General features: G+C 58.1%; 23 protein-coding genes. 21 read left to right on the top strand and 2 right to left on the bottom strand.

Features of this window, described 5'->3' with window-relative positions:
- The 14 genes from BN3544_RS06025 (at window position 1) to BN3544_RS05960 (ending at window position 14,863) form a co-directional block, all read left to right on the top strand.
- Window positions 1-558 (top strand): DUF3305 domain-containing protein, encoded by a 558-nt coding sequence (locus tag BN3544_RS06025; protein ID WP_019430055.1) that lies wholly within the window; start codon window positions 1-3, stop codon window positions 556-558.
- Window positions 555-1,253 (top strand): DUF3306 domain-containing protein, encoded by a 699-nt coding sequence (locus BN3544_RS06020; protein ID WP_026036664.1) that lies wholly within the window; start codon window positions 555-557, stop codon window positions 1,251-1,253. Before BN3544_RS06025 ends, BN3544_RS06020 begins: the two co-directional genes overlap by 4 nt.
- Window positions 1,213-3,330 carry a 4Fe-4S binding protein gene (locus BN3544_RS06015; RefSeq protein ID WP_019430053.1) on the top strand — a complete coding sequence of 706 codons (2,118 nt, stop codon included), beginning with the start codon at window positions 1,213-1,215 and terminating at the stop codon, window positions 3,328-3,330. Before BN3544_RS06020 ends, BN3544_RS06015 begins: the two co-directional genes overlap by 41 nt.
- 10 nt (window positions 3,331-3,340) lie before the next feature.
- Window positions 3,341-3,967: a TorD/DmsD family molecular chaperone gene (locus tag BN3544_RS06010; RefSeq protein ID WP_019430052.1), complete on the top strand. Its 627-nt coding sequence runs from the start codon at window positions 3,341-3,343 to the stop codon at window positions 3,965-3,967.
- Between the two features lie 252 nt (window positions 3,968-4,219).
- Entirely contained in the window at window positions 4,220-4,426 is a 207-nt protein-coding gene (locus BN3544_RS06005) for a hypothetical protein (RefSeq protein ID WP_019430051.1), read from the top strand.
- Between the two features lie 46 nt (window positions 4,427-4,472).
- Complete coding sequence (locus BN3544_RS06000) at window positions 4,473-7,433, top strand: formate dehydrogenase subunit alpha (RefSeq protein WP_019430050.1); 2,961 nt, start codon at window positions 4,473-4,475, stop codon at window positions 7,431-7,433.
- 10 nt (window positions 7,434-7,443) lie between these two features.
- Window positions 7,444-8,046, top strand: coding sequence for a formate dehydrogenase FDH3 subunit beta (fdh3B, locus tag BN3544_RS05995; RefSeq protein ID WP_026036663.1), 603 nt, complete (start codon window positions 7,444-7,446; stop codon window positions 8,044-8,046).
- A 2-nt stretch (window positions 8,047-8,048) separates the two neighbouring features.
- The gene (locus BN3544_RS05990; RefSeq protein ID WP_019430048.1) at window positions 8,049-8,273 is read left to right on the top strand and encodes a hypothetical protein; all 225 of its coding nucleotides are present in this window, start codon (window positions 8,049-8,051) and stop codon (window positions 8,271-8,273) included.
- Between the two features lie 17 nt (window positions 8,274-8,290).
- Window positions 8,291-9,460: a formate dehydrogenase subunit gamma gene (locus tag BN3544_RS05985; protein ID WP_036075141.1), complete on the top strand. Its 1,170-nt coding sequence runs from the start codon at window positions 8,291-8,293 to the stop codon at window positions 9,458-9,460.
- Window positions 9,461-9,474: 14 nt separating this feature from the next.
- Complete coding sequence (locus BN3544_RS05980) at window positions 9,475-9,834, top strand: hypothetical protein (RefSeq protein WP_019430046.1); 360 nt, start codon at window positions 9,475-9,477, stop codon at window positions 9,832-9,834.
- Window positions 9,835-9,917: 83 nt separating this feature from the next.
- Window positions 9,918-10,796, top strand: a complete 879-nt coding sequence (locus BN3544_RS05975) for a formate dehydrogenase accessory sulfurtransferase FdhD (protein ID WP_019430045.1) — start codon at window positions 9,918-9,920, stop codon at window positions 10,794-10,796.
- A 145-nt stretch (window positions 10,797-10,941) separates the two neighbouring features.
- Complete coding sequence (locus BN3544_RS05970) at window positions 10,942-13,485, top strand: ABC transporter permease (RefSeq protein ID WP_019430044.1); 2,544 nt, start codon at window positions 10,942-10,944, stop codon at window positions 13,483-13,485.
- Window positions 13,486-13,727: 242 nt separating this feature from the next.
- Window positions 13,728-14,132 carry a group II truncated hemoglobin gene (locus BN3544_RS05965; protein ID WP_019430043.1) on the top strand — a complete coding sequence of 135 codons (405 nt, stop codon included), beginning with the start codon at window positions 13,728-13,730 and terminating at the stop codon, window positions 14,130-14,132.
- 92 nt (window positions 14,133-14,224) lie between these two features.
- Window positions 14,225-14,863, top strand: a complete 639-nt coding sequence (locus tag BN3544_RS05960; RefSeq protein WP_019430042.1) for a Smr/MutS family protein — start codon at window positions 14,225-14,227, stop codon at window positions 14,861-14,863.
- Window positions 14,864-14,960: 97 nt separating this feature from the next.
- On the opposite strand, the gene BN3544_RS05955 is transcribed toward BN3544_RS05960, so the two are convergent.
- The gene (locus BN3544_RS05955) at window positions 14,961-15,788 is read right to left on the bottom strand and encodes a symmetrical bis(5'-nucleosyl)-tetraphosphatase (RefSeq protein ID WP_019430041.1); all 828 of its coding nucleotides are present in this window, start codon (window positions 15,786-15,788) and stop codon (window positions 14,961-14,963) included.
- A 487-nt stretch (window positions 15,789-16,275) separates the two neighbouring features.
- On the opposite strand from BN3544_RS05955, the gene BN3544_RS05950 reads away from it, so the two are divergent.
- On the top strand, window positions 16,276-17,580 hold the full coding sequence (locus BN3544_RS05950; protein WP_059355982.1) for a hemolysin family protein: 1,305 nt from the start codon (window positions 16,276-16,278) through the stop codon (window positions 17,578-17,580).
- A 419-nt stretch (window positions 17,581-17,999) separates the two neighbouring features.
- Window positions 18,000-18,284, top strand: coding sequence for a GIY-YIG nuclease family protein (locus BN3544_RS05945; RefSeq protein WP_019431223.1), 285 nt, complete (start codon window positions 18,000-18,002; stop codon window positions 18,282-18,284).
- 100 nt (window positions 18,285-18,384) lie between these two features.
- Here BN3544_RS05945 and BN3544_RS14505 read toward each other — a convergent pair whose 3' ends face one another.
- On the bottom strand, window positions 18,385-18,513 hold the full coding sequence (locus tag BN3544_RS14505) for a hypothetical protein (protein ID WP_255356238.1): 129 nt from the start codon (window positions 18,511-18,513) through the stop codon (window positions 18,385-18,387).
- 243 nt (window positions 18,514-18,756) lie between these two features.
- Here BN3544_RS14505 and BN3544_RS05940 point away from each other — a divergent pair, with 243 nt between their 5' ends.
- The 5 genes from BN3544_RS05940 to BN3544_RS05920 all read left to right on the top strand — a co-directional run bounded on the left by BN3544_RS05940 (window position 18,757) and on the right by BN3544_RS05920 (window position 24,602).
- Complete coding sequence (locus tag BN3544_RS05940) at window positions 18,757-19,056, top strand: H-NS histone family protein (RefSeq protein ID WP_019431299.1); 300 nt, start codon at window positions 18,757-18,759, stop codon at window positions 19,054-19,056.
- 197 nt (window positions 19,057-19,253) lie between these two features.
- Window positions 19,254-19,805 carry a transcription termination/antitermination protein NusG gene (locus tag BN3544_RS05935; RefSeq protein ID WP_019431300.1) on the top strand — a complete coding sequence of 184 codons (552 nt, stop codon included), beginning with the start codon at window positions 19,254-19,256 and terminating at the stop codon, window positions 19,803-19,805.
- Window positions 19,806-19,914: 109 nt separating this feature from the next.
- Window positions 19,915-20,610, top strand: coding sequence for a polyprenyl diphosphate synthase (gene uppS, locus BN3544_RS05930; RefSeq protein ID WP_019431301.1), 696 nt, complete (start codon window positions 19,915-19,917; stop codon window positions 20,608-20,610).
- 348 nt (window positions 20,611-20,958) lie between these two features.
- Window positions 20,959-23,307, top strand: a complete 2,349-nt coding sequence (locus BN3544_RS05925) for a polysaccharide biosynthesis/export family protein (RefSeq protein ID WP_155820590.1) — start codon at window positions 20,959-20,961, stop codon at window positions 23,305-23,307.
- Window positions 23,308-23,429: 122 nt separating this feature from the next.
- On the top strand, window positions 23,430-24,602 hold the full coding sequence (locus tag BN3544_RS05920) for a Wzz/FepE/Etk N-terminal domain-containing protein (protein ID WP_019431305.1): 1,173 nt from the start codon (window positions 23,430-23,432) through the stop codon (window positions 24,600-24,602).
- Window positions 24,603-24,640 lie beyond the last annotated feature (38 nt).

Below are 24,640 nucleotides of genomic sequence, written 5' to 3'. Positions count from 1 at the left end.
ATGTCTTCTCGTCCGCAAATTGACGTGGCTGTTTTGATGCGCCGAGAGGCGGTGCAAGGGCCCATGGCGCGTTGGCAAGCTTGGCGTTGGGTGCTGGCCGATGTGGTGCCCAACGAAGCCGGCTTTGGCGCAGCCCCCCGCAAGCTGCGCCAAGCTGAGACGGAGTCGCTTTGGCTTCACCCTGGCTGGTCGGTGACGCTTTTTGCCGACGATGCCGAAGGCTATTGGCTCAATGCCACCTCGCCCACACCGTGCTACTTCGTCATGTGGCGAGTCATCGACGCCGAAGACGGCAGCGAGCCGCTGGCCGTGCCACAAGCCGTGAGCCTGAGTTACCACGATGCAGGCCGTTGGCTGGACGCACAGGAAACCGTAGAAACCGCAGTGGCCTCTCCCGACGTGGTCGAGTGGATGCGTGCTTTCGCCGAGCAGCACTTTGTACCTGAAGAAAAAAAGCGCCAACGCCCGCAGAGTTTTCAGCGCCTGACCGACCGTTTTGGCCAACCCGTCTCTGTCAGCACCGACAGCAAACGCAAAGGCGCAAGGCCGGTCCCATGAGCGATCACTTTTTAAGTCGTTGGTCGCGTCGCAAGCAGGGCCTTGATACCAACGAGACGCCAAAGACCGAGCCCGCCAAGCCACCTCAAACGGCTCCGTCAGCCGTTTTGCCCCAGCTTCGGGCTAACGAACAACCACAGCCACAGCCAAGCACCGCAGCGAGATCGGCCTTGGTTGCCACCAATGCACCTGCCGAGGGGCCGCAAGCCCCAGTGCCCACCATGCAAGACGTGCAAGGGCTGACGCCATCCTCTGACTTTCAGACGTTCATGCGCCAAGGGGTGCCTGGTGAGGTGCGCAACGCGGCCATGAAAAAACTTTTCACCGATCCGCACTTCAACGTGATGGATGGACTCGACATCTACATCGGCGACTACAACACCCCAGACCCTTTGCCTGCGGGCATGCTCGAAAAAATGGTCGGTGCCGAGTTGTTGAACCTGTTCCCTAAAAAGGCCCAGATCGACACGCCCCATGCCGATGCGACCGACGTACAGGAAAACCCTGACCAAAGTCCTGACGCGCCGGAAGGCTCGCCACTTGTGGCACAGTCGCCGCCATCCCCAATGACCCAGGCACCGCAGCCCACTCCGGCGCTGCAGGCATCCGAACCGATAGAACATGACCACCCTGATTTGCAACTGCAACCAAACCATGCCCCTGCAAGCCCAAGCCCTGGGCAAAGCACTGGGTGAAGACCTGACGCTGCACACGACCTTGTGCCGCCGTGAGGCTGGGCAATTTCAGAAAGCCGTGAAAACCGGTGAGACCGTGGTGGTGGCCTGCACCCAGGAAAAACGCCTTTTCAGTGAACTGGCCGAGCAGACCGAGGGCGCGATCTCCCCCATTCGCTTTGTCAACATCCGCGAAACCGGTGGTTGGGGCCGTGAAGCCGAATACGCCATGCCCAAAATGGCCGCCTTGCTGGCCGCAGCCCGTCTGCCCGAGCCCGAGCCGGTCCCTACCGTCACTTACAAAAGCGAAGGGCGCGTGCTCATCATCGGTGCCATGGATGCCGCCGAGCACGCGGCGGGCTTCTTGTCGGATGCGATGCAAGTCACCGTATTTACCCAGGGCCCGGGCAAGGCCGGCGGCAGCCAAGAGCGGCGCTTTCCGGTGTTGGCCGGGCGTTTGCAAAGCCTGAAGGGCTGGTTGGGCGCGTTTGACGTGTCGTGGGACGCCAGCAACCCGATTGACCTGGACCTGTGCACCCGCTGCAACGCTTGCGTCGCCGCTTGCCCGGAACAGGCCATTGGCCTTGACTACCAGATCGACTTGTCGCGCTGCAGCTCGCATCGCGACTGCGTCAAGGTGTGCGAGGCCGCAGGCGCCATCGATTTCACCCGCGCTGCCCGTCCCCAAACCGAGCGCTTCGATGTGGTGCTGGACTTGCGCGGTGACCAAGCCTCGCCTACTTTCAGCGCGCACGCTTTGCCCCAAGGCTATTTCCGCTGGGATGGCCAAGACCTGAAAACTTTGCTGAAAGTGCGTGAACTGGTTGGCGAGTTTGAAAAACCCCGTTTCTTTGCGTACAAACAAAAGCTCTGCGCTCACAGCCGCAACGAGCAAGTCGGCTGCAATGCGTGCATCGACATCTGCTCGGCCGAAGCCGTGCGCTCCGACAAAAGCCGCCAGCAAATCGTGGTCAACCCCAACCTGTGCGTGGGCTGTGGTGCCTGCACCACGGCTTGCCCCACAGGCGCACTCACCTACGCCTACCCGCGCCCGGCAGAGCAGGGCGCCAAGATCCGCAGCTTGTTGGGTACCTACCAGGCCGCAGGCGGGCGAGATGCCGCTTTGCTCTTGCACAGCCAGGACGGTGGCCAGGCCTTGATCGACGAGCTGGGCCGGGGTGCGCGGCTGGGCGTCATGCAAGGTGTGCCCGCCCGCGTGATGCCAGTGGCCTTGTGGCACACGGCCAGCGTGGGCATGGAGCTGTGGCTGTCGGCTGTGGCCTATGGCGCACGGCAAGTCATGGTCTTGCTCACGCACGAAGAAGCGCCGCAGTACCGCGCTGCGCTGATGGAACAAATGGCCGTGGCCCAAAGCCTGCTGAACGGCCTGGGCTATACCGGCGTTCACTTCCAATTAATCGAGGCAAAAACCGCATCTTCTTTGGACGGGGATTTGCAGCGACTGTGTGCCCGCAGCCGCAAGGCTTCTGCCATGCCCACAGGCCCGGCCATCGCCGCCCGCCATGCGGTGCAAGCCGAAAAGCGCAGCAACCTAGAGCTGGTCATCGACCATTTGATGGCCCAGTCCCCCGTGATGGCGCTGGACGAAACCACTCGCCCCAAAGCACTCGACTTGCCCGCCGCAGGGTCGCCACTGGGCACCATCACGGTCGACGGCAGCAAATGCACGCTGTGCATGAGCTGCGTCGGCGCTTGCCCGTCGTCAGCCCTGCAGGACAACCCGCTACAGCCCGAGATCCGGTTTGTCGAGAAGAACTGTGTGCAATGCGGTTTGTGTGCCAAGACCTGCCCTGAAGACGCGATCGCGCTGCAGTCTAGGCTGTCGCTGGTGCCCGAGCGCCAGCAACCGCGCGTGCTGCACGGCAGCCCGCCCTATGCCTGCATTCGTTGCAGCAAACCTTTTGGCACCCTCAAAGGCATCGAGACTATGCTGGGCCGTCTGGCAGGGCACAGCATGTTCCAGGGCGCGGCCCTCGAGCGCCTCAAAATGTGTGGTGACTGTCGCGTCGTGGACATGTTCACCGACGCCAACCAGGTCCACATCAGCGGCACCCAGTCGCCTTCCAAACCCCAATGATTTTTTTGCCATGAGCCAAGACCTGAACCTGTCCACCAGCAGCCACGCGCTGGACGAAGAGACCGCCCGCGCCGAAGTCTATGGCCTGCTGTCGCTGCTGTATTACCAAGCGCCCAGCGCCGAGCTGCTGAGCCAGTTGCAAGTGGCCGTGACCGAAGCACCCGATGCCGGCGGCTTTTTGGAGGAGCCCTGGCGCGAGCTGGTGTCCAGTGCCCGCAGCCTGAGCCAATCTCAGATTGCCGCAGAATTCACCAGCCTCTTTGGCGGCGTGGGCAAGCCCGAGGTGTATCTGTTTGGCTCGCATTACCTGAGTGGTTTTCTGAATGAAAAACCACTGGTGCGTTTGCGCGATGACTTGGCCGAACTCGGTTTGGCCCGCAGCGAGGACATGTTTGAAACCGAAGACCATGTGGCTTATGTGTTTGAGGTCATGCGCTTCCTGATCGCGGGCGATGACGTAGCGGTGTCCAACCTGACCCGCCAGCAGGCGTTTTTTACCCAGCATGTCCAATCTTGGTTGCCCGCGATGTGCCAGACCCTGCAATCCCAGCCCCGGGCGGTTTTTTATGCGCGGCTGGCCGCCTTCACCGAAGCCTTCATCAGCGTGGAGTCACAAGGATTCGACTTGGTTGCTTGATTGAAAAAATTTGTGTTTTGAGTTGAGAAACTGTCATCTGAAAGTTGAATCTTAAAAAGATCAAGCACTTGCGCTGAGTCCTGCAGTTGGCCGTGTTGAAAATGAGCTTTTTGGTGCTCATTATTTGAGCATGTACCCAAGTCACATAAGGGTTTATGACCTTGAGCAGCACCATTGACGCGGTTAACATGTCCTATGAAACTAATTGCCTAGGCCATTAGTTGTTTTGCTGAACATTACCTGGAGTCTCTGATGTCTTCCAAAACTTCCCCTCTTTCGCGTCGCAGCCTGTTTTCGGGCGCTGCAACCGTTGGCGCTGTAGCCGCTGTGTCCGCTGTTTTGCCGGGTGTTGTCAAGCAGGCAGTCCCCGTGGCTGTGGCCTTGCCAAAACCTACACGCGGTGGTGGTTACATGCTGAGTGAACACGTTCAGCAGTACTACAAGACCACCCGCGTCTGATTTCTCCTTCGCTCTCTTTCCTGTTCATTTCCAACTGGAGCCCTCCATGTTGCTGACCAAAAAACAAACCGGCACGGCCGGTGTCGCATCTTCCCCTTTCATCCACAGCCTGCGCCGTGGTTTGTCGCAAGCTTTGCCCACATTGGATCGACGCAGCTTTTTGCGCCGTTCTGGTTTGGGTGTCGGCGTGGGCCTGGCCGCATCGCAGCTGAGCTTGGTGCAAAAAGCCCAAGCCGCGACTGGCGCAGCCATCCTGGGGGCTGGCAAGGTTGAAGTCAAACGCACCATCTGCACACACTGCTCTGTGGGTTGCGCGGTCGATGCGGTTGTCGAAAACGGTGTCTGGGTCCGCCAAGAGGCGGTCTTTGATTCGCCAATCAACCTCGGCGCCCACTGCGCCAAAGGTGCTGCTCTGCGCGAGCACGGCCACGGCGAATACCGCCTGCGTTACCCCATGAAGTTGGTCAACGGCAAGTACGAGCGCATCAGCTGGGACACAGCCCTGACCGAGATCAGTGCCAAGATGTTGGAGCTGCGCAAAGCCAGCGGCCCAGACAGCGTGTACTTCATCGGTTCTTCCAAGCACAACAACGAGCAGGCCTATTTGCTGCGCAAGTTTGTCAGCTTCTGGGGCACCAACAACTGCGACCACCAAGCCCGCATTTGCCACTCCACCACAGTGGCCGGTGTGGCCAACACGTGGGGTTATGGCGCCATGACCAACTCGTACAACGACATGCAAAACAGCAAGGTCGCTTTGTACATTGGCTCCAATGCGGCCGAAGCGCACCCTGTTTCCATGTTGCACATGCTGCACGCCAAAGAAAACGGCTGCAAGATGATCGTGGTCGATCCACGCTTCACCCGTACTGCAGCCAAGGCTGACGAGTACGTGCGCATCCGTTCAGGCACCGACATACCGTTCCTGTTTGGTGTGTTGTTTCACATCTTCAAAAACGGCTGGGAAGACAAAAAATACATCAACGACCGTGTCTATGGCATGGACGCGATCAAAGCCGAGGTGCTGGCCAAATGGACACCCGATAAGGTGGAAGAAGCCTGTGGCGTCAAAGAAGACCAAGTCTTCAAGATCGCCAAGATGCTGCACGAGAACAATCCCGGCACCATCGTCTGGTGCATGGGCCAGACCCAACACACCATTGGCAACGCCATCGTGCGTGCTTCATGCATCTTGCAGCTGGCTTTGGGCAACGTCGGCAAGTCCGGCGGCGGCACCAACATTTTTCGTGGCCACGACAACGTGCAAGGCGCGACCGATGTTGGCCCCAACCCGGACTCTCTGCCCGGTTATTACGGCTTGGCCGAAGGCTCGTGGAAGCACTTCGCCAAGGCTTGGGGCGTTGATTTTGAGTGGATCAAAAAGCAGTTTGCCAGCCCCGCCATGATGGGCAAAAACGGCATCACCGTGTCCCGCTGGATTGACGGTGTGCTTGAGAACAACGAGCTGATTGACCAAGACAGCAACCTGCGCGGCGTCTTTTATTGGGGCCATGCCCCCAACTCGCAGACCCGCGGTCTGGACATGAAGCGCGCCATGGACAAGCTTGACTTGTTGGTGGTGGTTGATCCTTATCCATCGGCCACAGCCGCCATGGCCGCGATGCCGGGCAAGGCCGAAGACCTGAACCCTAACCGCGCCGTGTACCTGCTGCCAGCAGCCACGCAGTTTGAAACCAGCGGTTCGTGCACCGCGTCCAACCGCTCCTTGCAGTGGCGCGAGAAGGTCATTGATCCTTTGTGGGAAAGCCGCAGCGATCACATGATCATGCAGCAGTTCGCCGACAAGCTGGGCTTTGGCAAAGAGCTGTCCAAGAACTACAAAATGCAAAAGGTCAAGGGCATGGACGAGCCCATGCCCGAAGATATCCTGCGCGAAATCAACAAGTGCGTCTGGACCATCGGCTACACCGGTCAGAGCCCTGAGCGCCTGAAGGCCCACATGAAGAACATGAATGTGTTTGATGTGAAAACCTTGAAGGCCAAAGGCGGCAAAGACAAGGAAACCGGCTACGACTTCACGGGTGATTACTTTGGCCTGCCTTGGCCTTGCTACGGCACGCCCGAGCTCAAGCACCCTGGCTCCCCCAATTTGTACGACACGTCCAAGCACGTCATGGATGGCGGCGGAAACTTCCGCGCCAACTTCGGTGTGGAGCGTGAAGGCAAGAGCCTGCTGGCCGAAGACGGCTCGCATTCTATGGGCGCTGACATCACCACCGGCTACCCTGAGCTTGACCACATCCTGCTGAAAAAACTGGGCTGGTGGGACGAGTTGACCGAAGGCGAAAAAACAGCGGCCGAAGGCAAGAACTGGAAGACCGATTCTTCGGGCGGCATGATCCGCGTGTTCATGAAAGAACACGGCTGCCACCCATTCGGCAACGCCAAAGCGCGTGCTGTGGTCTGGAACTTCCCCGACCCTATTCCGCAGCATCGTGAGCCTTTGTACGGCACCCGTCCGGACATGATGGCCAAGTACCCCACGCACGACGACAAAAAAGCCTTCTGGCGTCTGCCCACCTTGTACAAAACCGTGCAGGACAAAAACATCGCCGACAAGGCGCACGAAAAGTACCCGCTCATCCTGACCTCGGGACGTTTGGTCGAGTACGAAGGCGGCGGCGAAGAAACCCGATCCAACCCTTGGCTGGCCGAGTTGCAACAAGAGGCTTTTGTCGAGATCAACCCCAAGACAGCCGCTGACCGTGGCATTCGCAATGGCGACCGCGTCTGGCTGTTGGGTGCTACCGGCGCACGCCTGAACGTGCAGGCCTTGGTCACCGAGCGCGTGGACACCGGCACGGTGTGGATGCCTTTCCACTTCTCGGGTCGTTGGCAAGGTGCCGACATGTTGGCGCACTACCCCAAAGGGGCCGCGCCCATCGTGCGCGGCGAAGCGGTCAACACCGCCACTACCTACGGTTATGACAGCGTCACCATGATGCAAGAGACCAAGACCACCATCTGCAACATCGAGAAGGCTTGAGGAGAACACGATGGCACGAATGAAATTTATTTGCGATGCAGAGCGCTGCATCGAATGCAACGGCTGCGTCACCGCTTGTAAAAACGAACACGAAGTCCCGTGGGGTGTGAACCGCCGTCGCGTGGTCACCTTGAACGACGGCGTTCCCGGTGAAAAGTCGATCTCGGTCGCCTGCATGCACTGCTCTGATGCACCTTGCATGGCGGTCTGCCCGGTCAACTGCTTCTACAAAACCGAAGAAGGCGTGGTTCTGCACGACAAGGACATCTGCATTGGCTGCGGCTACTGCTCGTATGCCTGCCCGTTTGGTGCCCCCCAGTTCCCAAGCCAAGGCACTTTTGGTGTGCGCGGCAAGATGGACAAGTGCACCTTTTGCGCCGGTGGCCCTGAAGAGCATGGCAGCCAGTCCGAGTTCGAGAAATACGGCCGCAACCGCCTGGCCGAAGGCAAGCTGCCGGCTTGCGCCGAAATGTGCTCGACCAAAGCGCTGCTCGCCGGTGACGGCGATGTCATCACCGACATCTTGCGCGGCCGTGTGATCAGCCGAGGCAAGGGTGCCGAAGTCTGGGGCTGGGGCACCGCTTACGGTAACCAAGCCAAACAAGGAGCCTGATCATGAAAGCAGCTTTGATCGTCTGCGCCGCTGCCTTGCTGACCGCCTGTGGCGAAAAACCGCAAGAAGTCAAAGGCGTGAGAACCGACATGCCGCCCTATCAAGGCACTGGTGTCGCCTCTTTCACCGAACCTGGCTGGAAAGCCGGTGACAAAGACGGGTGGGCCAACCACCTCAAGGCCCGTGCCACTTACGGCATGAACGACCACGTTCGCGCACCCAAGTGAGCGCCAAGGAGAAGTTCATGCGTCGCATGTTATTGACTGTTGGGCTGGCCTTGGCGGCGTTGGGGGTTTCTGCCCAAACGGCTGTGCCCGCTGCTCAGGCTGAAACCAGCCTCGGTGTGAAAAGCGCCAATGTCTTTCAATTGGCCCCGGGCGCCGACGCCGATCCCAAGTACAAGGACCAGACCAACGCTGAGCGTGGCCAGGTTCAACCCGGCAACAACGCGCCCATGTGGCGCGCGGTGGGGCAGGGCGTGACCGGTTACAGCAGCTTGCCCAAAAGCGAGGCGCCAGAAGCCGGCAACCTGATCCAGCCCTTTGTGCAATACCCCGGTTCTCGCTTGGCTTCGGCGGGCGAGTCTTGGCGTCAGGTGCGCAACAAAATCATCATCCCTTATGGCGCGGCACTTTTGCTGATCGCTGTTGGGGCGATGGCGCTGTTTTATTTCAGCAAGGGCACGATCGAGCTGCATGGTGAAGAAACCGGTCGCAAGATCGAACGCTTTACCCCGTTCGAGCGCTCGGCCCACTGGGCCAACGCCATTGCATTTGTGACTTTGGCCATCTCGGGCGTGGTCATGGCGTATGGCAAATTCTTTTTGCTGCCCGTCATCGGTGCCACCTTGTTTGGCTGGCTGACCTATGCCTTGAAAAACCTGCACAACTTTGCAGGCCCCTTGTTTGCGGTGTCTCTGGTGGTGGTGTTTGTCACCTTCCTCAAAGACAATATGCCCAGCAAACACGACATGGTCTGGTTGCTCAAGGGCGGCGGCTTGTTCTCGAACACCGAAGTGCCTTCTCACCGCTTCAATGCGGGTGAGAAGGTGGTGTTTTGGGGCGGCGTGTTGTTCCTCGGGGCCATTGTTGTGGCGTCCGGCTTGGTGCTCGACAAGTTGATCCCTGGCCTCATTTATGAGCGCAGCACCATGCAGATCGCCAACATGGTTCACGGTGTCGCCACCTTGTTCATGATGGCCATGTTCATCGGCCACATCTACATGGGCACCATTGGCATGCGCGGCGCCTACAAGGCCATGCGCGAAGGCTACGTCGACGAGACCTGGGCCAAAGAGCACCATGAACTCTGGTACGACGACGTCAAGGCCGGCAAGATTCCGGCTCAGCGCTCTGTGCCCGCGTCATCGGCACCCGTTGCCACCGCATCTGCTGCATCTACGGCTTCGGTTTGAGCCAGGAGAACACCATGAAAAAACAACTGCTTGTCATCTCTGCACTGGCCATCAGCTTTTGCGCTGTGGCCAAACTCCCCGCACCCAGCGAAGAAGCCAAAGCCAAAGCGGCCGAAGCCGCCGCCAAAACGGCGCACGGCAACAAAGTAGCCGACTACCAACTGTGCAAGTCACGCGAAAAAGCGGCTGCGCACTACCTTAAGACGCAAGGCAAGGGCAAGGCATCACCTACCGCAACGCCGGCTTGCGTGGACCCCGGTGCTTACAAACCAGCCCCGCCCGTGGCTGCGGCACCTGCTGCGGCCCCTGCGCCTGCGCCGGCCGCAGCCCCTGCTGCAGCCAAGCCCGCTGCTGTACCCGCCAAGAAAAGCTGATCGCTTTCAAGGCTGATTTTTTTCGTACGTCCTGAAAATCCCCCGTCGGCAACGGCGGGGGATTTTTACGTTAGGCTCAAGCCATGTCTGTTGTTCTAAACGCTTCTGCGGCCGCACCGGTCTTGTCCAAGCCCCAAATTACCCGAGCGCGTGCGCCTCTTACGCGCACCGTGTCTGTATGCAATGAGTTCGGCGAAACATCCGAGACGCAAATCCCCGCCGAGCGAGCGCTCACCATCTATTTGGACAAAAAAGAGCTGGTGACACTGATGACCTTGGGTGCAGAGCCCGAATGGCTGGTGCTGGGCTTTTTGCGCAACCAGCGGTTGATCGATTCGGTCGAGCAGATCGAATCCATCACGGTGGACTGGACAATTGGTGAGGGCGAAATGGGTGAGCCTGGCGTGGCCGCTGTCAAGACCCGTGAGAACGCCCATGTGGTCATTGAGCGCAGCGCCGACCGTGTGGTGACCACCGGCTGCGGTCAGGGCAGTGTGTTCGGCGATTTGATGGCCCACATTGATGAGATCGAATTGCCCGCCGCCCAGATCACACAGGGCCAACTCTATGGCTTGGTCAATGCCATCCGCTTGCAAGAAACCACCTACAAATCGTCCGGCTCGGTACACGGCTGTGCCTTGTTTCAGGGCGATCAAATGCTCATGTTCGTCGAAGACGTGGGGCGTCACAACGCGGTCGATACCATCGCTGGTTGGATGTGGATGAACGACATCGATGGGCAAGACAAGGTCTTTTACACAACAGGCCGATTGACCAGCGAGATGGTCATCAAGTCCGCCCAGATGGGGGTGCCCGTGGTCGTTTCGCGCAGCGGCATTACGCAAATGGGTCTCGACGTCGCCAAGCGCCTGGGCTTGTGTGCCATCGGTCGCGCCACCAACAAGCGCTTCTTGTGTTTCAGCGGCCCCGAGCGCCTGGTCTGGCAAGCTGAACTGGCCTGACCCTCCTTCGCAATCAGGGGCTAGCGCCCACGAAATCACGGATGCCGCAGGGCTGTGGTCGGTTTCCCATGTGGCCGAATGTTGGCGCGGTTTTAAAAAATGCCTTGGCTGCCGACGTGAATAGCTTGTGCGGTAAGGTGGCGACATGAAACAACAAGGATGGATGCACGGCCTGCGGCTGGGTGGACGCAATTTGTGGCGTGATTTGCGTGCGGGCGAGTTGCGGCTGCTGATGCTGTCGGTGTCATTGGCGGTGGCCGCACTCACGGCGGTGGGTTTTTTGGCCGACCGCATGCAGTCGGGTTTGTGGCGCGATGCGAGGCAATTGCTGGGCGGTGACGCGGTGGTCGTCAGCGACCAAAAAACCCCGGCGGCCTTTGTGCAGCAAGCCTACAGCATGGGCTTGCAAACCAACACCAATGTGAGCTTTCCGACCATGGTCCGCGCCATGGCCGAACAAGGCGGGGCCAGCCGTTTGGTGGCCTTGAAAGCCGTAGAGCCGGGCTACCCTTTGCGCGGTCAGTTGCAGCTCATGCCGGGTGCGCCTGCAGCGGCCCCACACGTCGCCGCTCATCTGGGCATTCCCCCGGTGGGAGAGGTCTGGGTCGATCCGGCCTTGCTCGACAACCTGCAACTGCAAACTGGGCAATGGCTGGGCTTGGGTGATCGCCGTTTTCGCATTTCTGCCGTCATTGAACGCGAACCCGACCGGGGAGCTGGCTTCATGACCTTTGCCCCTCGCGTCATGATGAACGCGGCCGATCTGGCTTCGACCGGATTGGTGCAACCGGCCAGCCGCGTGACGTGGCGATTGGCGGTGGCGGGTGATGCGGCCAACGCCGAGCGCTTTGTGCAATGGGCCAAGCCCGAGGTCGAACGCTCACATGTGCGCGGCGTGCAGATCGAATCGCTCGACAGTGGCCGTCCCGAAATGCGCCAGACGCTGGACCGTGCGTCGCAGTTTTTGAACTTGGTGGCCCTGTTGGCCGCCTTGCTGTGTGCCGTGGCCGTGGCCTTGGCAGCTCGCAGCTTTGCCGAACGGCAGCTCGATGCCTGTGCCTTGCTCAGGGTTTTGGGGCAAAGCCAGCGCACACTCACCTTGAGTTACGGGCTAGAGTTTTTGGGCGCTGGCTTGCTGGCCAGTGCCGTGGGCGTGCTGGCGGGCTACGCCGTGCACTTGGGTTTTGTGGTCTTGTTGGCGGGCTTGGTCGATGCCCAACTGCCCGCCGCCACAGCGCAACCGGCCTTGATGGGCATGGCCATGGGCCTGACTTTGCTGGTGGCCTTTGGGTTGCCGCCTGTGTTGCAGTTGGCGCAGGTGCCGCCATTGCGCGTCATCCGCCGCGACCTGGGCGGCTTGCAAGTGCGTTCGGGTTTGGTTTTGTTCATGGGCTTGGTGGGCTTTGCCCTGACCTTGCTCATGGTCAGCCGCAACCTGACTTTGGGTTTGATCACCGTGGGCGGTTTTGCGTTCGCTTTGCTCGTCTTTGCCGGTCTGGCTGCCGCCGCTTTGTGGCTGCTGCGGCGCACCGTGCCGGGCGAGCAAGCGCCGCGCTGGTTGCGCCTGGCCACGCGCCAGGTGGCCGCACGCCCGGTGTTCGCGGTGGTGCAAGTCAGTGCCTTGTCGGTCGGCTTGTTGGCCTTGTCTTTGCTGGTGTTGCTGCGCACCGACCTGATCGCCAGTTGGCGGCAGGCCACGCCGGCCAACGCGCCCGACCGATTTGTCATTAACGTGCAGCCCGAACAGGCCAGCGACTTTTTGGCCAGCCTGAACAAAGCCGGTGTGCAATCGCCCGACTGGTTTCCCATGATCCGGGGTCGCTTGGTGGCCATCAATGGCCGTGAGGTCGGCCCCAACGACTTTGAAGCCGACCGTGCCAAACGCTTGATCGACCGTGAGATCAACCTGTCGCACTCGGCCACATTGCCCGCTCACAACCCCCTGACGGGCGGCCAATGGGTGCCCGAAGAAGCCGACGGCGTGAGTGTGGAGCAAGGCATTGCCGACACGCTGGGCCTGAAACTGGGCGACCAGTTGCGCTTTGACATTGCTGGTCAGCCTCGCGAAGCGCGCATCACCAGTCTGCGCAAAGTGGACTGGACGTCGATGCGGGCCAACTTTTTCATGATGTTCCCCGTCTCGCAAATGCCCGACCTGCCCATGAGCTACATGGCCGCCTTCCGTTCGCCAGCCAGCGCGGTGGGTTTTGACAACGCGCTGGTCAACCAGTTTCCCAACATCACCAGCGTCGACATGCGCAGCACCTTGGCCCAGGTTCAGCGCGTCATGGACCAGGTGATCCGGGCGGTGGAATATTTGTTTGCCTTCACGCTGGCCGCTGGCCTGATGGTCCTCTTGGCCGCCGTGGGCGCCAGTCGTCAGGCACGCGAACGCGAATACGCCATCATGCGGGCGCTCGGGGCAGGGCGCTCTTTGTTGGCGCAAGTGCAGCGCACCGAGCTGTTGGGCCTGGGCTGGTTGGCCGGCTTCATGGCCAGCAGCATGGCCTTGGTGGTGGGTTGGGCGCTGGCCCGTTTTGCTTTCGAGTTTGCTTGGCAACCGCCCCTGTGGGCACCCTTGGCGGGCGGTGCCTTGGGCGCTTTGCTGGCGTGGACAGCGGGCAGCCTCAGCTTGTCGGGCGTGCTGCGCCAGCCGGTCATGCAAACTCTGCGGCAAGCGGCAGAGTAATGCCTGAATACCCGCCTGCGCGGGCATGACACTGACTGTCACCTCCCCGACCCGATAGGGGGTCCATGCCTTTTTATTGGGGTCAGATCCCAATTGTTAGATCCCAATTGTTTGTCGGTGGATGGCCTTTGCGGGGGGGCTTACTCTGCAGCCCAATGTGTGAAAGGGCTGTGGCCACCCTTCGTGCTCAGGGGCTCGCACGTACTTCAATTTGGCAGACCTCTTCCGGCAAAATACAAACTATGCAAATTGAAGACAAACCCCCGTTCGACACCCCATTCGAGTGGATCGGCGGAGAGCCCCCGGTGCGGGCCTTGGTCGACCGTTTTTACGACCTGATGGACCTCGAGCACGGCTACAAAGAACTGCGTGCAGCCCACGGCAATACCTTGCAAGACGCGCGAGACAAATTGTTTTGGTTCTTGTGCGGCTGGCTTGGCGGTCCAGAGCATTACACCGAACGCTTTGGCCACCCGCGCCTGCGCATGCGCCACATGCCGTTCTCGATTGGTGTTCTTGAGCGCGATCAATGGCTGGCCTGCATGGACCAAGCCATGCAGGAAACCCAGCTCGATCCCGTGCTGCGCGAGCGCCTGAACGCCAGTTTCTTCAAAACCGCTGACTGGATGCGCAACCGAGGCGTTTGAAGCAGGTTGACATGGAAAGCCGCCCCTGCAGCCGAAGGTGTGAAAGGGCGCGGTGCCCGTCAAACAACATCCTTTTGTGGCACGATCACCGGGTGAAAATCAACTCCCTGCAAGACCTCAAAAAAGTCCAGAAAACGCTGGCCGAGGCCCACCAAAAAGCCCAAGCCGAAGAGGCCGCTCGCATTGCCGCAGCGCGTCAGCGCGAAGCCGAGGCCAACCTGTTTGCGCGTGCAGTCGGGGTGGTCCAGCGCATGCCCTTGCATGACCAAGCCAGCATCAGCCCGCCAGCGCCAGCCCCTGTGGCGGCGCAGCGGCAAAAGGACGAAGCAGCCGTTTTGCGCGATGCCTTGAGTGATGGTTTTGACGTCAGTACCTTGCTCGACACCGACGACGCCTTGAGTTTTCGGCGTCCTGGCATCGGCATCGACGTGACCCAAAAGTTGCGCAAAGGGGGCTGGTCTATTCAGCGTGAGATTGATTTGCACGGCCTGCGCAGCGACGAAGCCCGCGTGGCATTGGCCGAATTCATCCGCATTGCCCACCGTCAAGGTTTGCGTTGCCTGCGCGTGGTGCATGGCAAAGGTCTGGGCTCGCCCGGCAAAACGTCGGTCCTCAAGCCCAAGGTGCACAGCTGGTTGATTCAAAAGAACCAGGTCATGGCCTTTGTTCAGGCCAAACCCGCAGAAGGGGGTGCGGGCGCCTTGCTGGTGTTGCTCAAACCAGGCGGCTGACTGCGGTCCTGTCGTCATTCACGCCTGCGCTGGAATGACAGTGAATAATTGGGGTGAAAGAATCGGTGTCGGCCCCCATTTGTTCTTTCCTGTTCATTTACCCCGGCTTTTGCGCCTGTTCGCACGTCACCTGAATCAACTCAGTCTGCCCGTTAGAACCGAGTCGCATCGCGCTCAGGCAGCCGCCCCACACGCAACCGGTGTCCAGCGCCCACACATCGCTGCGTTGCAATGGGCCCAAGGTTGACCAATGCCCAAAGGCCACCGTGACATGGGCCGTTTGCCTGCCCGGCACGTCAAACCAAGGCATCAAGCCTGCGGGTGCCGCATCGGCCCCTTCTTTGGCCGCGAACGCCATCACGCCATCGGCCGAGCAAAAGCGCAGCCGTGTCAGTGCGTTCACGACCACCCGCAAACGTGCCACGCCCACCAAGTCATCGCGCCAAGCCGCAGGCTCGTTGCCATACATCTGGTGTAAAAAATCGCTCAAATCAGGCCCTTGCAAAACCGACTCGACCTCGCCTGCCAAAGCCAATGTTTGCGCGGCCGTCCACGTCGGCAAAACCCCTGCGTGCACCATCAGCACATCGTGTTCCCAAATGGCCATGCGCTGGTGGCGCAGCCAGTCCAGCAGGGCAGGGCGGTCATCTGCCTGCAAGATGCCCTCCAGCGTATCCATCGGCTTGAGCCGCCCAGCCCCAGCGGCCACGGCCAACAAATGCAAGTCGTGGTTGCCCAAAACGCATTGCACCGAGCTGCCCATCGCCATCAAGCGCCGCAACACCTGAGGCGATGCAGGTCCCCGGTTCACCAGATCGCCCAAAACATACAAAGCATCGCGGCTTGGCGAGAAATCAATCTCGTCCAGCAAGCGCCCCAAAGGCGCATCACAGCCCTGAACATCACCTACCCAATAAACTGACATAAGTACCTCTTTGGTGGATTGTCCCAAATCATTCGCCATGCAGTTAGCGGGCATAGACCCCCGATCAAGTCGGGGGTGACATAAGTCAAATGTCATGCCCACCCACATGTCATGCCTGTCCACATGTCATGCCCGCGAATGCGGGTATCCACAACAGCCGAAGCCATAGACCCCCGATCAAGTCGGGGGTGACATAAGTCACATGTCATGCCTGTCCACATGTCATGCCCGCGAATGCGGGTATCCACAACAGCCGAAGCCATAGACCCCCGATCAGGTCGGGGGTGACATAAGTCACATGTCATGCCCACCCACATGTCATGCCCACCCACATGTCATGCCCACCCACATGTCATGCCCACCCACATGTCATGCCCACCCACATGTCATGCCCGCGAATGCGGGTATCCACAACAGCCGAAGCCATAGACCTCTACTCAATCCGACTTGACAAGTGCCACCCACCACTCTTGGCACAATGGCGGTTATGGATTTTTTWTTGATCGCTTTCCTCACCCTGCTCAACGGGGTGTTTGCCATGTCAGAGCTGGCGTTGGCCTCCAGCCGCAAGGCACGCCTGGCTGCCATGGAGGAGGCGGGTGACAAAGGCGCCCACGCCGCCCTCAAACTGCTCGAAGAACCCACCCAGTTTTTGTCCACGGTGCAGGTGGGCATCACCTCTATCGGCGTGCTCAACGGCATCGTGGGCGAGGCCGCGTTCAGTTCCGGCCTTGCCCTCAACCTCGTGCAGTGGGGCCTGACTGAACCGGTCGCTGCCATCACGGCCACCGCCATTGTCGTGACCCTCATCACCTTCACCACCATCATCTTTGGCGAACTGGTGCCCAAGCGCATTGGCCAGCTTTACCCCGAGGCCGTGGCCCGCTTGGTGGCGCGGCCCATGGCTTGGCTGGCCAAAGCCGCTGGCCCCTTTGTCAAATTGCTCTCGCTGTCCACGCAGGGCATGCTCAAGCTCATGCGCATCGACAGCAAAGGCAGCCGCGCCGTGACCGAAGAAGAAATCACGGCCAGCCTGGTCGAAGGCGTGGATGCCGGACTCATCGAAGAACACGAACACCAAATGGTGCGCAACGTGTTTCACCTCGATGACCGTGCGCTCACCTCCATGATGACGCCGCGCAGCGACATCCAGTGGCTCGAAGCCAGCCTCACACCGCAACAAGCCATGGACCGCATCAACCAAATGAGGGGCGAAGGCAACCACTCCTGGTATCCAGTTTGCCGCGACGGCTTGGGCCACATCATTGGCGTCATCAGCCTCTCACACCTGCTGGCGCTGCCGCATGGGGACGAACGCACGCTCGAAAACCATGCTCAAACCGCCCACTTTGTGCCCGAAACCCTAACCGGAATGGAGCTGCTCGAACAAATGCGCGACCAATCGAGCCGAATGCTCTTTGTGGTCGACGAATACGGCGAAGTGCAAGGCCTGCTTACTCCGCTTGACTTGCTCGAAGCCATCACAGGAGAGCTCAAGCCTGACATCCAAACCGACGCCTGGGCCACCCAAAACGAAGACGGCAGCTGGCTGCTCGACGGCATCATGCCCGTCAACGAACTCAAAGCCCGCTTGGACATCAAAGAACTGCCGGCTGAAGACAAAAACCGCTACAACACCCTTGCCGGCCTGCTCATGTACGCAACGGGCCAACTGCCCAGCCAAGGACAGGTCATCGAGTTGGCCGACTGGCGCTTTGAAGTCGTCACCCTCGACGGCCGCCGCATCGACAAAATAGCCGCCTTACAAAAGCCGGCGTTCCTCGTTTCATAAGTTGCCGCTGACCCGTCCTGCCAGAGGTTGGCACCTTTTGATAAGTCATCCCTTGCTCTTGATTTGTCATACCCGGTTGTTAATTTGTCATACCCGGAACGTAATTTTTCATACCTAGAACGGAATTTGTCATACCTAGAACGGAATTTGTCATACCCGGCTTGACCGGGTATCCATAACAGCCGAAGGCATAGACCCCCGATCAGGTCGGGGGTGACAAAATCGGGGCATCATCTCTGCGCTTAATTTGTCATGCCCAATCGTTTATTTGTCATGCCCAATCGTTTATTTGTCCTACCCAATCGTTTATTTGTCCTACCCAATCGTTAATTTGTCATACCCAATCGTTAATTTGTCATACCCGGCTTGACCGGGTATCCATCTCTTGTGTATCGTTCAAATTTAAAATACGCTGAGCCATGGCTTATTTTGTCTACATTCTTGCAAGTCAAAAAAATGGCACTTTGTACGTGGGTGTCACGAATGATTTGATTCGACGAACTCATGAACACAAGCAACATATTGTCGATGGATTCACTGAACGTTATGGCGTGACTGATCTGGTTTGGTTTGATCAAACCGACAGCGTTCAAGAAGCGATTGCCTACGAAAAACGCTTGAAACACTGGAAGCGCGAATGGAAGATTGCCCTGATCGAAAAAGAAAATGCCAATTGGGTCGATCTTTATGAATCCATTTTGTAATTAATAACCAAATGAATACTCTAGGTCGTCGACCAGGGCTAGGGTGACGAATAAAAAGAAGTGGACCCCCGATCCAGTCGGGGGTGACAAAAGTGAGGCGTCAAACCGGCACTTCGCTCGCCATATCCGGCACTTCGCTCGCCATATCCGGCACTTCGCTCGCCATATCCGGCACTTCGCTCGCCATATCCGGCACTTCGCTCGCCATATCCGGCACTTCGTTCGTCATGCCCGGCTTGACCGGGTATCTATCCCCTCCAAGCACAGCGCGTAATACAACGGAAAAAATAATTTACTGCGCATGTCACTGATCAAAAATGAAATTAACCAACAACGTAAAGCGATCATGACATTAAAAATTCAGGCAGCTATCTCTATGAAATTACAGAGATGTGTGTATATCTAAATTCAATATTACCAAGACAATCTTTGGTGTATATTAACGGCTCTTACTTTTTAATCAGGACTTAACATGACCGCAAGCTACAAAGAATTACTGGCTCAACGTGAAGCCTTGGAGCAAGCCATTGCCCAAGCTCGCCAAAGCGAAATCTCCAGCGCCGTTGCCAAGGTGCGCGAACTGGTGGCTGAATTCGGTCTGACCGTTCAAGACGTCTTTCCTGGCCGTGCCACTAAATCGGGTGCACCTAAAGCGGTCAGCAAAGTCGCCGCAAAATACCGCGACCCCGCTACCGGCCAAACTTGGACAGGCCGTGGCAAAGCCCCAAAATGGATTGACGGCAAAGACCGTACTCCATTTGTCATTTCCTGACACGCAAGGCAGGCAGCCAGCCCTTTGCGGGCTTGCCAGCCCATCAAGCGAAACAGCTTATTGAAGAGCGCAACCTTTTTATCGCTGGTTCATGCAACAAAGCCCCGCACATGCGGGGCTTTGTTTTTTATCGCATTCATTCGAGGTAGAGTATTCAAATACTTAAAATTTGAATCATAGAAAGTCAGAAAACACCAATGACCCAGAACCCGCTCACCCCAGACACTCTGTTTGGCGACGCCCCCCCACCCGATCGTTGGTACCTCGCCTACACCAAACCCCGCCAAGAGCAAATCGCCCAAGTCAACCTTGAACAGCAAGCCTTCGAAGCCTATTTGCCACTCTACAAAAAGTTCAAAAAAACAGAACAGGGGCCGGTCGCGCTGTTTGAACCCATGTTTCCGCGCTACATCCTCTTCAGGCCCAGCAAGCCCGAGCAAAGCATCTCGGCCGTGCGCAGTACCAAAGGCATCGCCACCATCGTGCGTTTTGGCTTTGAGCCCGCCATGCTTCACGATGACCTTGTGCAACGCATCCGCCAACTCGAACAAGACCGTCAGCATGCCACCCTGCAAGAGCTCAACAACCTCAAAGCCGGCCAAAGTGTGCGCCTCAAACACACCGCCCTTGGCGGCGTCGAAGGCCTGATTCAAAGCGTCTCCAGCAAACGCGTCGCTGTCCTGTTGGAAATTTTGGGCCGACCCACGGTCGTCCAACTTGAGCACCACCAGGTCGAGGTCAACACCTGATCAGAAATAAATTTGGCTGAGGCCCATAACAAGTGACGCCTTATGACTCTAAAATCGATAATTAATTTTTTGTCAGCATCTTTTGTCTACATCAGTTGTCCCTAACCCCTTGCCGCAACACATCGCCATCATCATGGATGGCAATCGCCGTTGGGCCAAAAAACGCTTCATGCCAGCCGCGCTGGGGCACGCCTCAGGGGCCAAGCGGGTGCGTGACATTGTGCGAGCCTGCTCCGACATGGGTGTTGCCCACCTAAGCCTCTTCGCATTTAGCACCGAAAACTGGAAGCGGCCCGAAGAAGAAGTCTCTAGCCTCTTGGGCCTGTTTATGACTTACTTGCAAAAAGAAGTCGATGGCATGAACGCCAACGGCGTGCGCCTGCGGCTGGTGGGAGAAAAAAGCCGTTTTGCGCCCGTCATGCAAGAACTGATCACGCGGGCCGAGCAACAAACTGCCCACAACAGCAAAATCACACTCACCGTATGCGTGAACTACGGTGGCCGTTGGGACATGGTTCAGGCTGCCCAAGCATGGCAACAAGCCCACCCCGAACAAAGCCTGCAAGCCCTGACTGAAGAAGCCCTGGCTTCCCACCTCAGCACCGCGTATGCGCCCGAAATCGACCTGCTCATCCGCACAGGCGGAGAGTCCCGCATCAGCAATTTCATGTTGTGGCAAGCGGCCTATGCCGAACTGTTTTTTACCGACGACCTCTGGCCCGATTTTTCGCCAGACCGGCTTCAGCAAGCGGTCGAGTGGTTTGTCCTGCGCGACCGACGTTTCGGCTCGTCAGCCCCACTCTGAACTGACAGCATTCCTGTGCGCTTGTTAGGGTCGCCTTAACCCCCTGCGAGCCGCCATATGCTCAACTTGGATAGGGTGGCAAACGCCTTGCACATAGTAAAAAATAACTGCAAATAAGTTATTTATTTGAGAATTGCTTGCTCCGAATAAATGCATGATAAATTGTATAAAATACATTTCATATATGGATTCTGAGGTCATTTTTTTTCACCAAATTAATAGCTCAAAAGAATCCAATCTCCAGTCTTGATGTCATGTGCAAATGCAGCATCAGGCACTGCGGTAGCTTGCAGTGAACTACCGACTCATAGCCAATACCCACCTTCAAGCGTTGCTTAGACCGTTTTCATGCCTACACAAATCCAGCAAATTGCCCGGCGCACGCCTATAGTTTTGAACGCATTGAACGTGGTTGTCTGGGCCTGCTGCAGCCTGCCTGCTGCAGCGCAGTTTCAGGCGCAGTCCCAAAGCCCGGGCGCTGCAGATGCAGCCACAGCAATACCTGTTGCCGTACCAAGTGCGGCTCAAGGTTTAGCAGTGGGTCTTGCAGTCCAGCCCACTTTGCCCCAGCGCCCCGACCTTGGTGTCGCTGATACCGTCCGCCAACAACAGCCCACCTCCCTGCGTGAACGTAAACTCCCAGTGCCCAGCCAATTTCAACGCTTTGTGCAAGAAAGCACAGGTCAATTGCTGGCCCACTTTGGTGCTGAGCTGTTTGACAACCCCCAAGCCTACGCAGCCGATGCGGCAGCTCCTGCACCGGCTGAATACGTATTGGGCCAAGGCGACGAAGTGCGAATCCAGATCTGGGGCGCTGTGGACTATGCAGGAAGTCAAACACTCGATCGCAATGGCCAAATCAGTCTGCCCAAAATCGGCACCCTTAACCTGAGCGGTGTTCAAGTCAAAGACCTCGAAACTACCCTGCGCAAACACGTGGCCACCGTGTTCAACAATGTCACGCTCAACGCCAGTTTGGGTAAATTACGCGGTATCACCGTGTATGTGGTGGGCCAGGCCCAGCAGCCCGGCACCTACAACCTCAGCAGTCTGTCCACCTTGGTTAACGCCGTGTTTGCCAGTGGTGGCCCTGGCATCAACGGCAGCATGCGCAGCATTCAGCTCAAGCGGGCTGGGAAAACCGTCACCACTCTCGATCTCTACGACTTCATTGCCCAAGGTGACAAATCCAAAGACACCGCCCTGCAACCTGGCGACGTCATCATGATTCCGCCCGTCGGCCCTCGCATGGCTCTCACGGGTGCCACCGACCACGGTGCCATTTATGAACTCAAACCCGGCACCACCATACAAAATCTGTTGGCATTGGGCGGCGGTGTGCCCGCATTGGCCAGCACACAAAAAGCACTGATTGAAAGTATTGGTTCCGATCCCCAGGCCCCCCGTCAAGTGCAAGACATTGCACTGGCCGGCGCAGGTTTGGCTCAAACGCTCAAAGATGGCGACGTCTTGACTTTGTTGCCCATCAGCCACGCTTTTGGCAACGCCGTCACGCTGCAAGGCAATGTCGCTCAACCGTTGCGTCACAAATGGATGCCCAGAATGCGCATCAGTGACGTCATCCCTGATCGTGAAGCACTGCTCACTCCTGATTACTACAAACGCAAAAACCAACTGGTCCAAGCGATTGACCAAAGCAAAGACATCAAAGAGGCAGGCAGCCGCATCAATGAACGCGTGCGCAGCATGGTCGATCAAATCAACTGGGACTACGCCGTCATTGAACGCCTCAACACCATCGAACTGCGCACTGACCTTATCCCCTTCAACTTGGGTAAAGCCGTCATCCAGAAAGACCCTGCCCATAACCTGCCACTGCAAGCTGGTGACGTCATCACCATCTTGAGCAGCACCGATGTGCGCTTGCCACTGGCGCGCCAGTCACGCCTCGTGCGCATCGAAGGTGAAGTCGCTGCCCCCGGCGTCTACCAGGCGTTGCCTGGTGAAACCTTGCCCCAGCTCATTGCCCGTGTGGGCGGCTTGGCGTCACAAGCCTATTTGTACGGCACCGAATTCACCCGTGAATCAGTGCGTAAACAGCAACAACAAAACCTGGATACCGTCATCCGCCGGCTCGAGGCACAAGCCCAAAGCGCCAACGCTACCCTGACCGCCAATCTCACGGGCGACCGCGCAACCCAAGCCTCGACCATGCAACAGCAGCAAATGGCCCAACAACGCGCCCAGATCGACAAGCTCAAAGCCATGCGCAGCCAAGGTCGCGTCTCGCTCGAACTCGACCCTGAAAAAATCACCGCCACCAATGCCCTGGGCGAGCTGCCCAATCTGCCCTTGGAAGACGGCGACGCCATCCTGGTGCCTAGCCTGCCTGCGTTTGTCTCTGCCGCAGGCAGCGTCAACAATGAAAACGTCATGATCTACAAAGCCGGACGTACCGTGGGTGAGGTCATCAAATCCGCAGGGCTGACCGAGGACGCCGAAGCCAGTGAAGCCTTTGTGCTTCGTGCCGATGGCTCGGTGCTTAGTCGCCGTGCCGCAGGCTTTTTTAGCAGTTTCGACAGCACCAAAGTCATGCCCGGTGATACCGTCATCGTGCCCGCCAAGGTCGACCGTGAAAGCGGCTACAACTTCTTGGTCCGTGCACTCAAAGATTGGACCCAGATTTTCAGTAACCTTGGCATAGGCGCAGCCGCGATCAAAACACTGAAAAATTGACCGGTGATACGCTACCTCAACTGTCGTACCCGTCCTAACTTTCTTACCCGCGAATGCGGGTATCCATGACACCGAACCCAGAGATACCCGATGAAGTCGGGCATGACAAAAGTCCCACTCTCATGACCGACACCTCACACATTCCCGAACAAGCAGAGGACGAGATCAGCCTGCTCGACCTGCTGCAAACCATCGTCGACAACCTGCGCTTGCTCATCCTGGGGCCGCTCGTGGTGGGCTTGGTCGCTTTGGGTATCAGCTTTGCTGTGCCTCCCACGTTCACAGCCACCGTCAAATTCCTCCCGCCCCAGCAACAGCAAAGCGCCGCCGCCAGCATGTTGGCCAGCTTGGGCGGGCTGGGTGGTTTGGCCGGGGCCGCTGCAGGCATCAAAAACCCCGCCGACCAATACCTCGCCTTCATGAAAAGCAACAGCGTGCAAGACGCGCTGATTGAGCGCTTCAAACTGGAAGAGCGCTATGCAACCCAATTTAAAACCGACACCCGCGCTGTGCTGACTGGCAACACCCGTGCTGTCAGTGGCAAAGACGGCTTAATTAGCATTGAAATCGATGACAAAGACCCCCAATTTGCTGCCGACCTGGCCAACGCCCATGTGCAAGAGCTGCAACAACTGCTGGCCCGTCTGGCCGTCACCGAAGCCCAGCAGCGACGTGCCTTTTTCGAGAAACAACTCAGCTTGGTTCAAGACAAAATGATTGCTGCTGAGCAGTCCCTGCGCGCTACTGGCGTCAACAGCAGCGTGCTCAAATCTAACCCCACATCGGCCGTGGCTGGCGTGGCCGCACTCAAGGCCCAAGTCACCGCCCAAGAAGTTAAAGTGGGTGCCATGCGTGGCTATTTGGCCGACACGGCGCCTGACTTCAAGCAAGCCCTGAACGAGCTGTCCAACCTGCGTGCCCAACTGGCCAAACAAGAAAAAGACGAACCTGCCAGCGCCGCAGGGCAGGGCGATTACGTGGCCAAGTACCGCGAATTCAAATACCAGGAAACCCTGTTCGACTTGTTTGCCAAACAGTTTGAGCTGGCTAAAATCGATGAATCCCGCGAAGGCGCCGTCATCCAAGTGCTCGACGCAGCCCAGCCGCCCGAGAAAAAAGCCAAACCCAAAAAAGCACTCATCGCCATCGTCGCTACCTTAGCCGCAGGCTTTGCTTTTTTGCTCTTCGTCTTCATCCGCCAAGCTCTGCGCAACGCCAACAAAGACCCAGAATCCGCCCAAAAACTAGCTGATCTCAAAACCGGTTGGCAAAAAGCCCTTGGAAAAGCCAATTAAACGGCTTGGTTTTTTATCTGAGCTTGCCCCTGCAAGCG

This window comes from Limnohabitans sp. Rim47, from assembly GCF_001517545.1.
GTDB lineage: Bacteria > Pseudomonadota > Gammaproteobacteria > Burkholderiales > Burkholderiaceae_C > Limnohabitans_A.
Note: the sequence above shows the minus strand (reverse complement) of the source record. Positions and strands in the feature narration are given on the sequence as shown.

Coding starts and splice junctions, on each gene's coding strand:
- BN3544_RS05920 (WP_019431305.1), top strand. CDS start 23,430: ATGACCGACACCTCACACATTCCCGAACAAGCAGAGGACGAGATCAGC.
- BN3544_RS06000 (WP_019430050.1), top strand. CDS start 4,473: ATGTTGCTGACCAAAAAACAAACCGGCACGGCCGGTGTCGCATCTTCC.
- BN3544_RS05975 (WP_019430045.1), top strand. CDS start 9,918: ATGTCTGTTGTTCTAAACGCTTCTGCGGCCGCACCGGTCTTGTCCAAG.
- fdh3B (WP_026036663.1), top strand. CDS start 7,444: ATGGCACGAATGAAATTTATTTGCGATGCAGAGCGCTGCATCGAATGC.
- BN3544_RS06025 (WP_019430055.1), top strand. CDS start 1: ATGTCTTCTCGTCCGCAAATTGACGTGGCTGTTTTGATGCGCCGAGAG.
- BN3544_RS05990 (WP_019430048.1), top strand. CDS start 8,049: ATGAAAGCAGCTTTGATCGTCTGCGCCGCTGCCTTGCTGACCGCCTGT.
- BN3544_RS05925 (WP_155820590.1), top strand. CDS start 20,959: ATGCCTACACAAATCCAGCAAATTGCCCGGCGCACGCCTATAGTTTTG.
- BN3544_RS06020 (WP_026036664.1), top strand. CDS start 555: ATGAGCGATCACTTTTTAAGTCGTTGGTCGCGTCGCAAGCAGGGCCTT.
- BN3544_RS05940 (WP_019431299.1), top strand. CDS start 18,757: ATGACCGCAAGCTACAAAGAATTACTGGCTCAACGTGAAGCCTTGGAG.
- BN3544_RS05965 (WP_019430043.1), top strand. CDS start 13,728: ATGCAAATTGAAGACAAACCCCCGTTCGACACCCCATTCGAGTGGATC.
- BN3544_RS05980 (WP_019430046.1), top strand. CDS start 9,475: ATGAAAAAACAACTGCTTGTCATCTCTGCACTGGCCATCAGCTTTTGC.
- BN3544_RS06015 (WP_019430053.1), top strand. CDS start 1,213: ATGCCCCTGCAAGCCCAAGCCCTGGGCAAAGCACTGGGTGAAGACCTG.
- BN3544_RS06010 (WP_019430052.1), top strand. CDS start 3,341: ATGAGCCAAGACCTGAACCTGTCCACCAGCAGCCACGCGCTGGACGAA.
- BN3544_RS05970 (WP_019430044.1), top strand. CDS start 10,942: ATGAAACAACAAGGATGGATGCACGGCCTGCGGCTGGGTGGACGCAAT.
- BN3544_RS05945 (WP_019431223.1), top strand. CDS start 18,000: ATGGCTTATTTTGTCTACATTCTTGCAAGTCAAAAAAATGGCACTTTG.
- BN3544_RS05955 (WP_019430041.1), bottom strand. CDS start 15,788: ATGTCAGTTTATTGGGTAGGTGATGTTCAGGGCTGTGATGCGCCTTTG.
- BN3544_RS06005 (WP_019430051.1), top strand. CDS start 4,220: ATGTCTTCCAAAACTTCCCCTCTTTCGCGTCGCAGCCTGTTTTCGGGC.
- BN3544_RS05985 (WP_036075141.1), top strand. CDS start 8,291: ATGCGTCGCATGTTATTGACTGTTGGGCTGGCCTTGGCGGCGTTGGGG.
- BN3544_RS14505 (WP_255356238.1), bottom strand. CDS start 18,513: ATGACGAACGAAGTGCCGGATATGGCGAGCGAAGTGCCGGATATGGCG.
- BN3544_RS05935 (WP_019431300.1), top strand. CDS start 19,254: ATGACCCAGAACCCGCTCACCCCAGACACTCTGTTTGGCGACGCCCCC.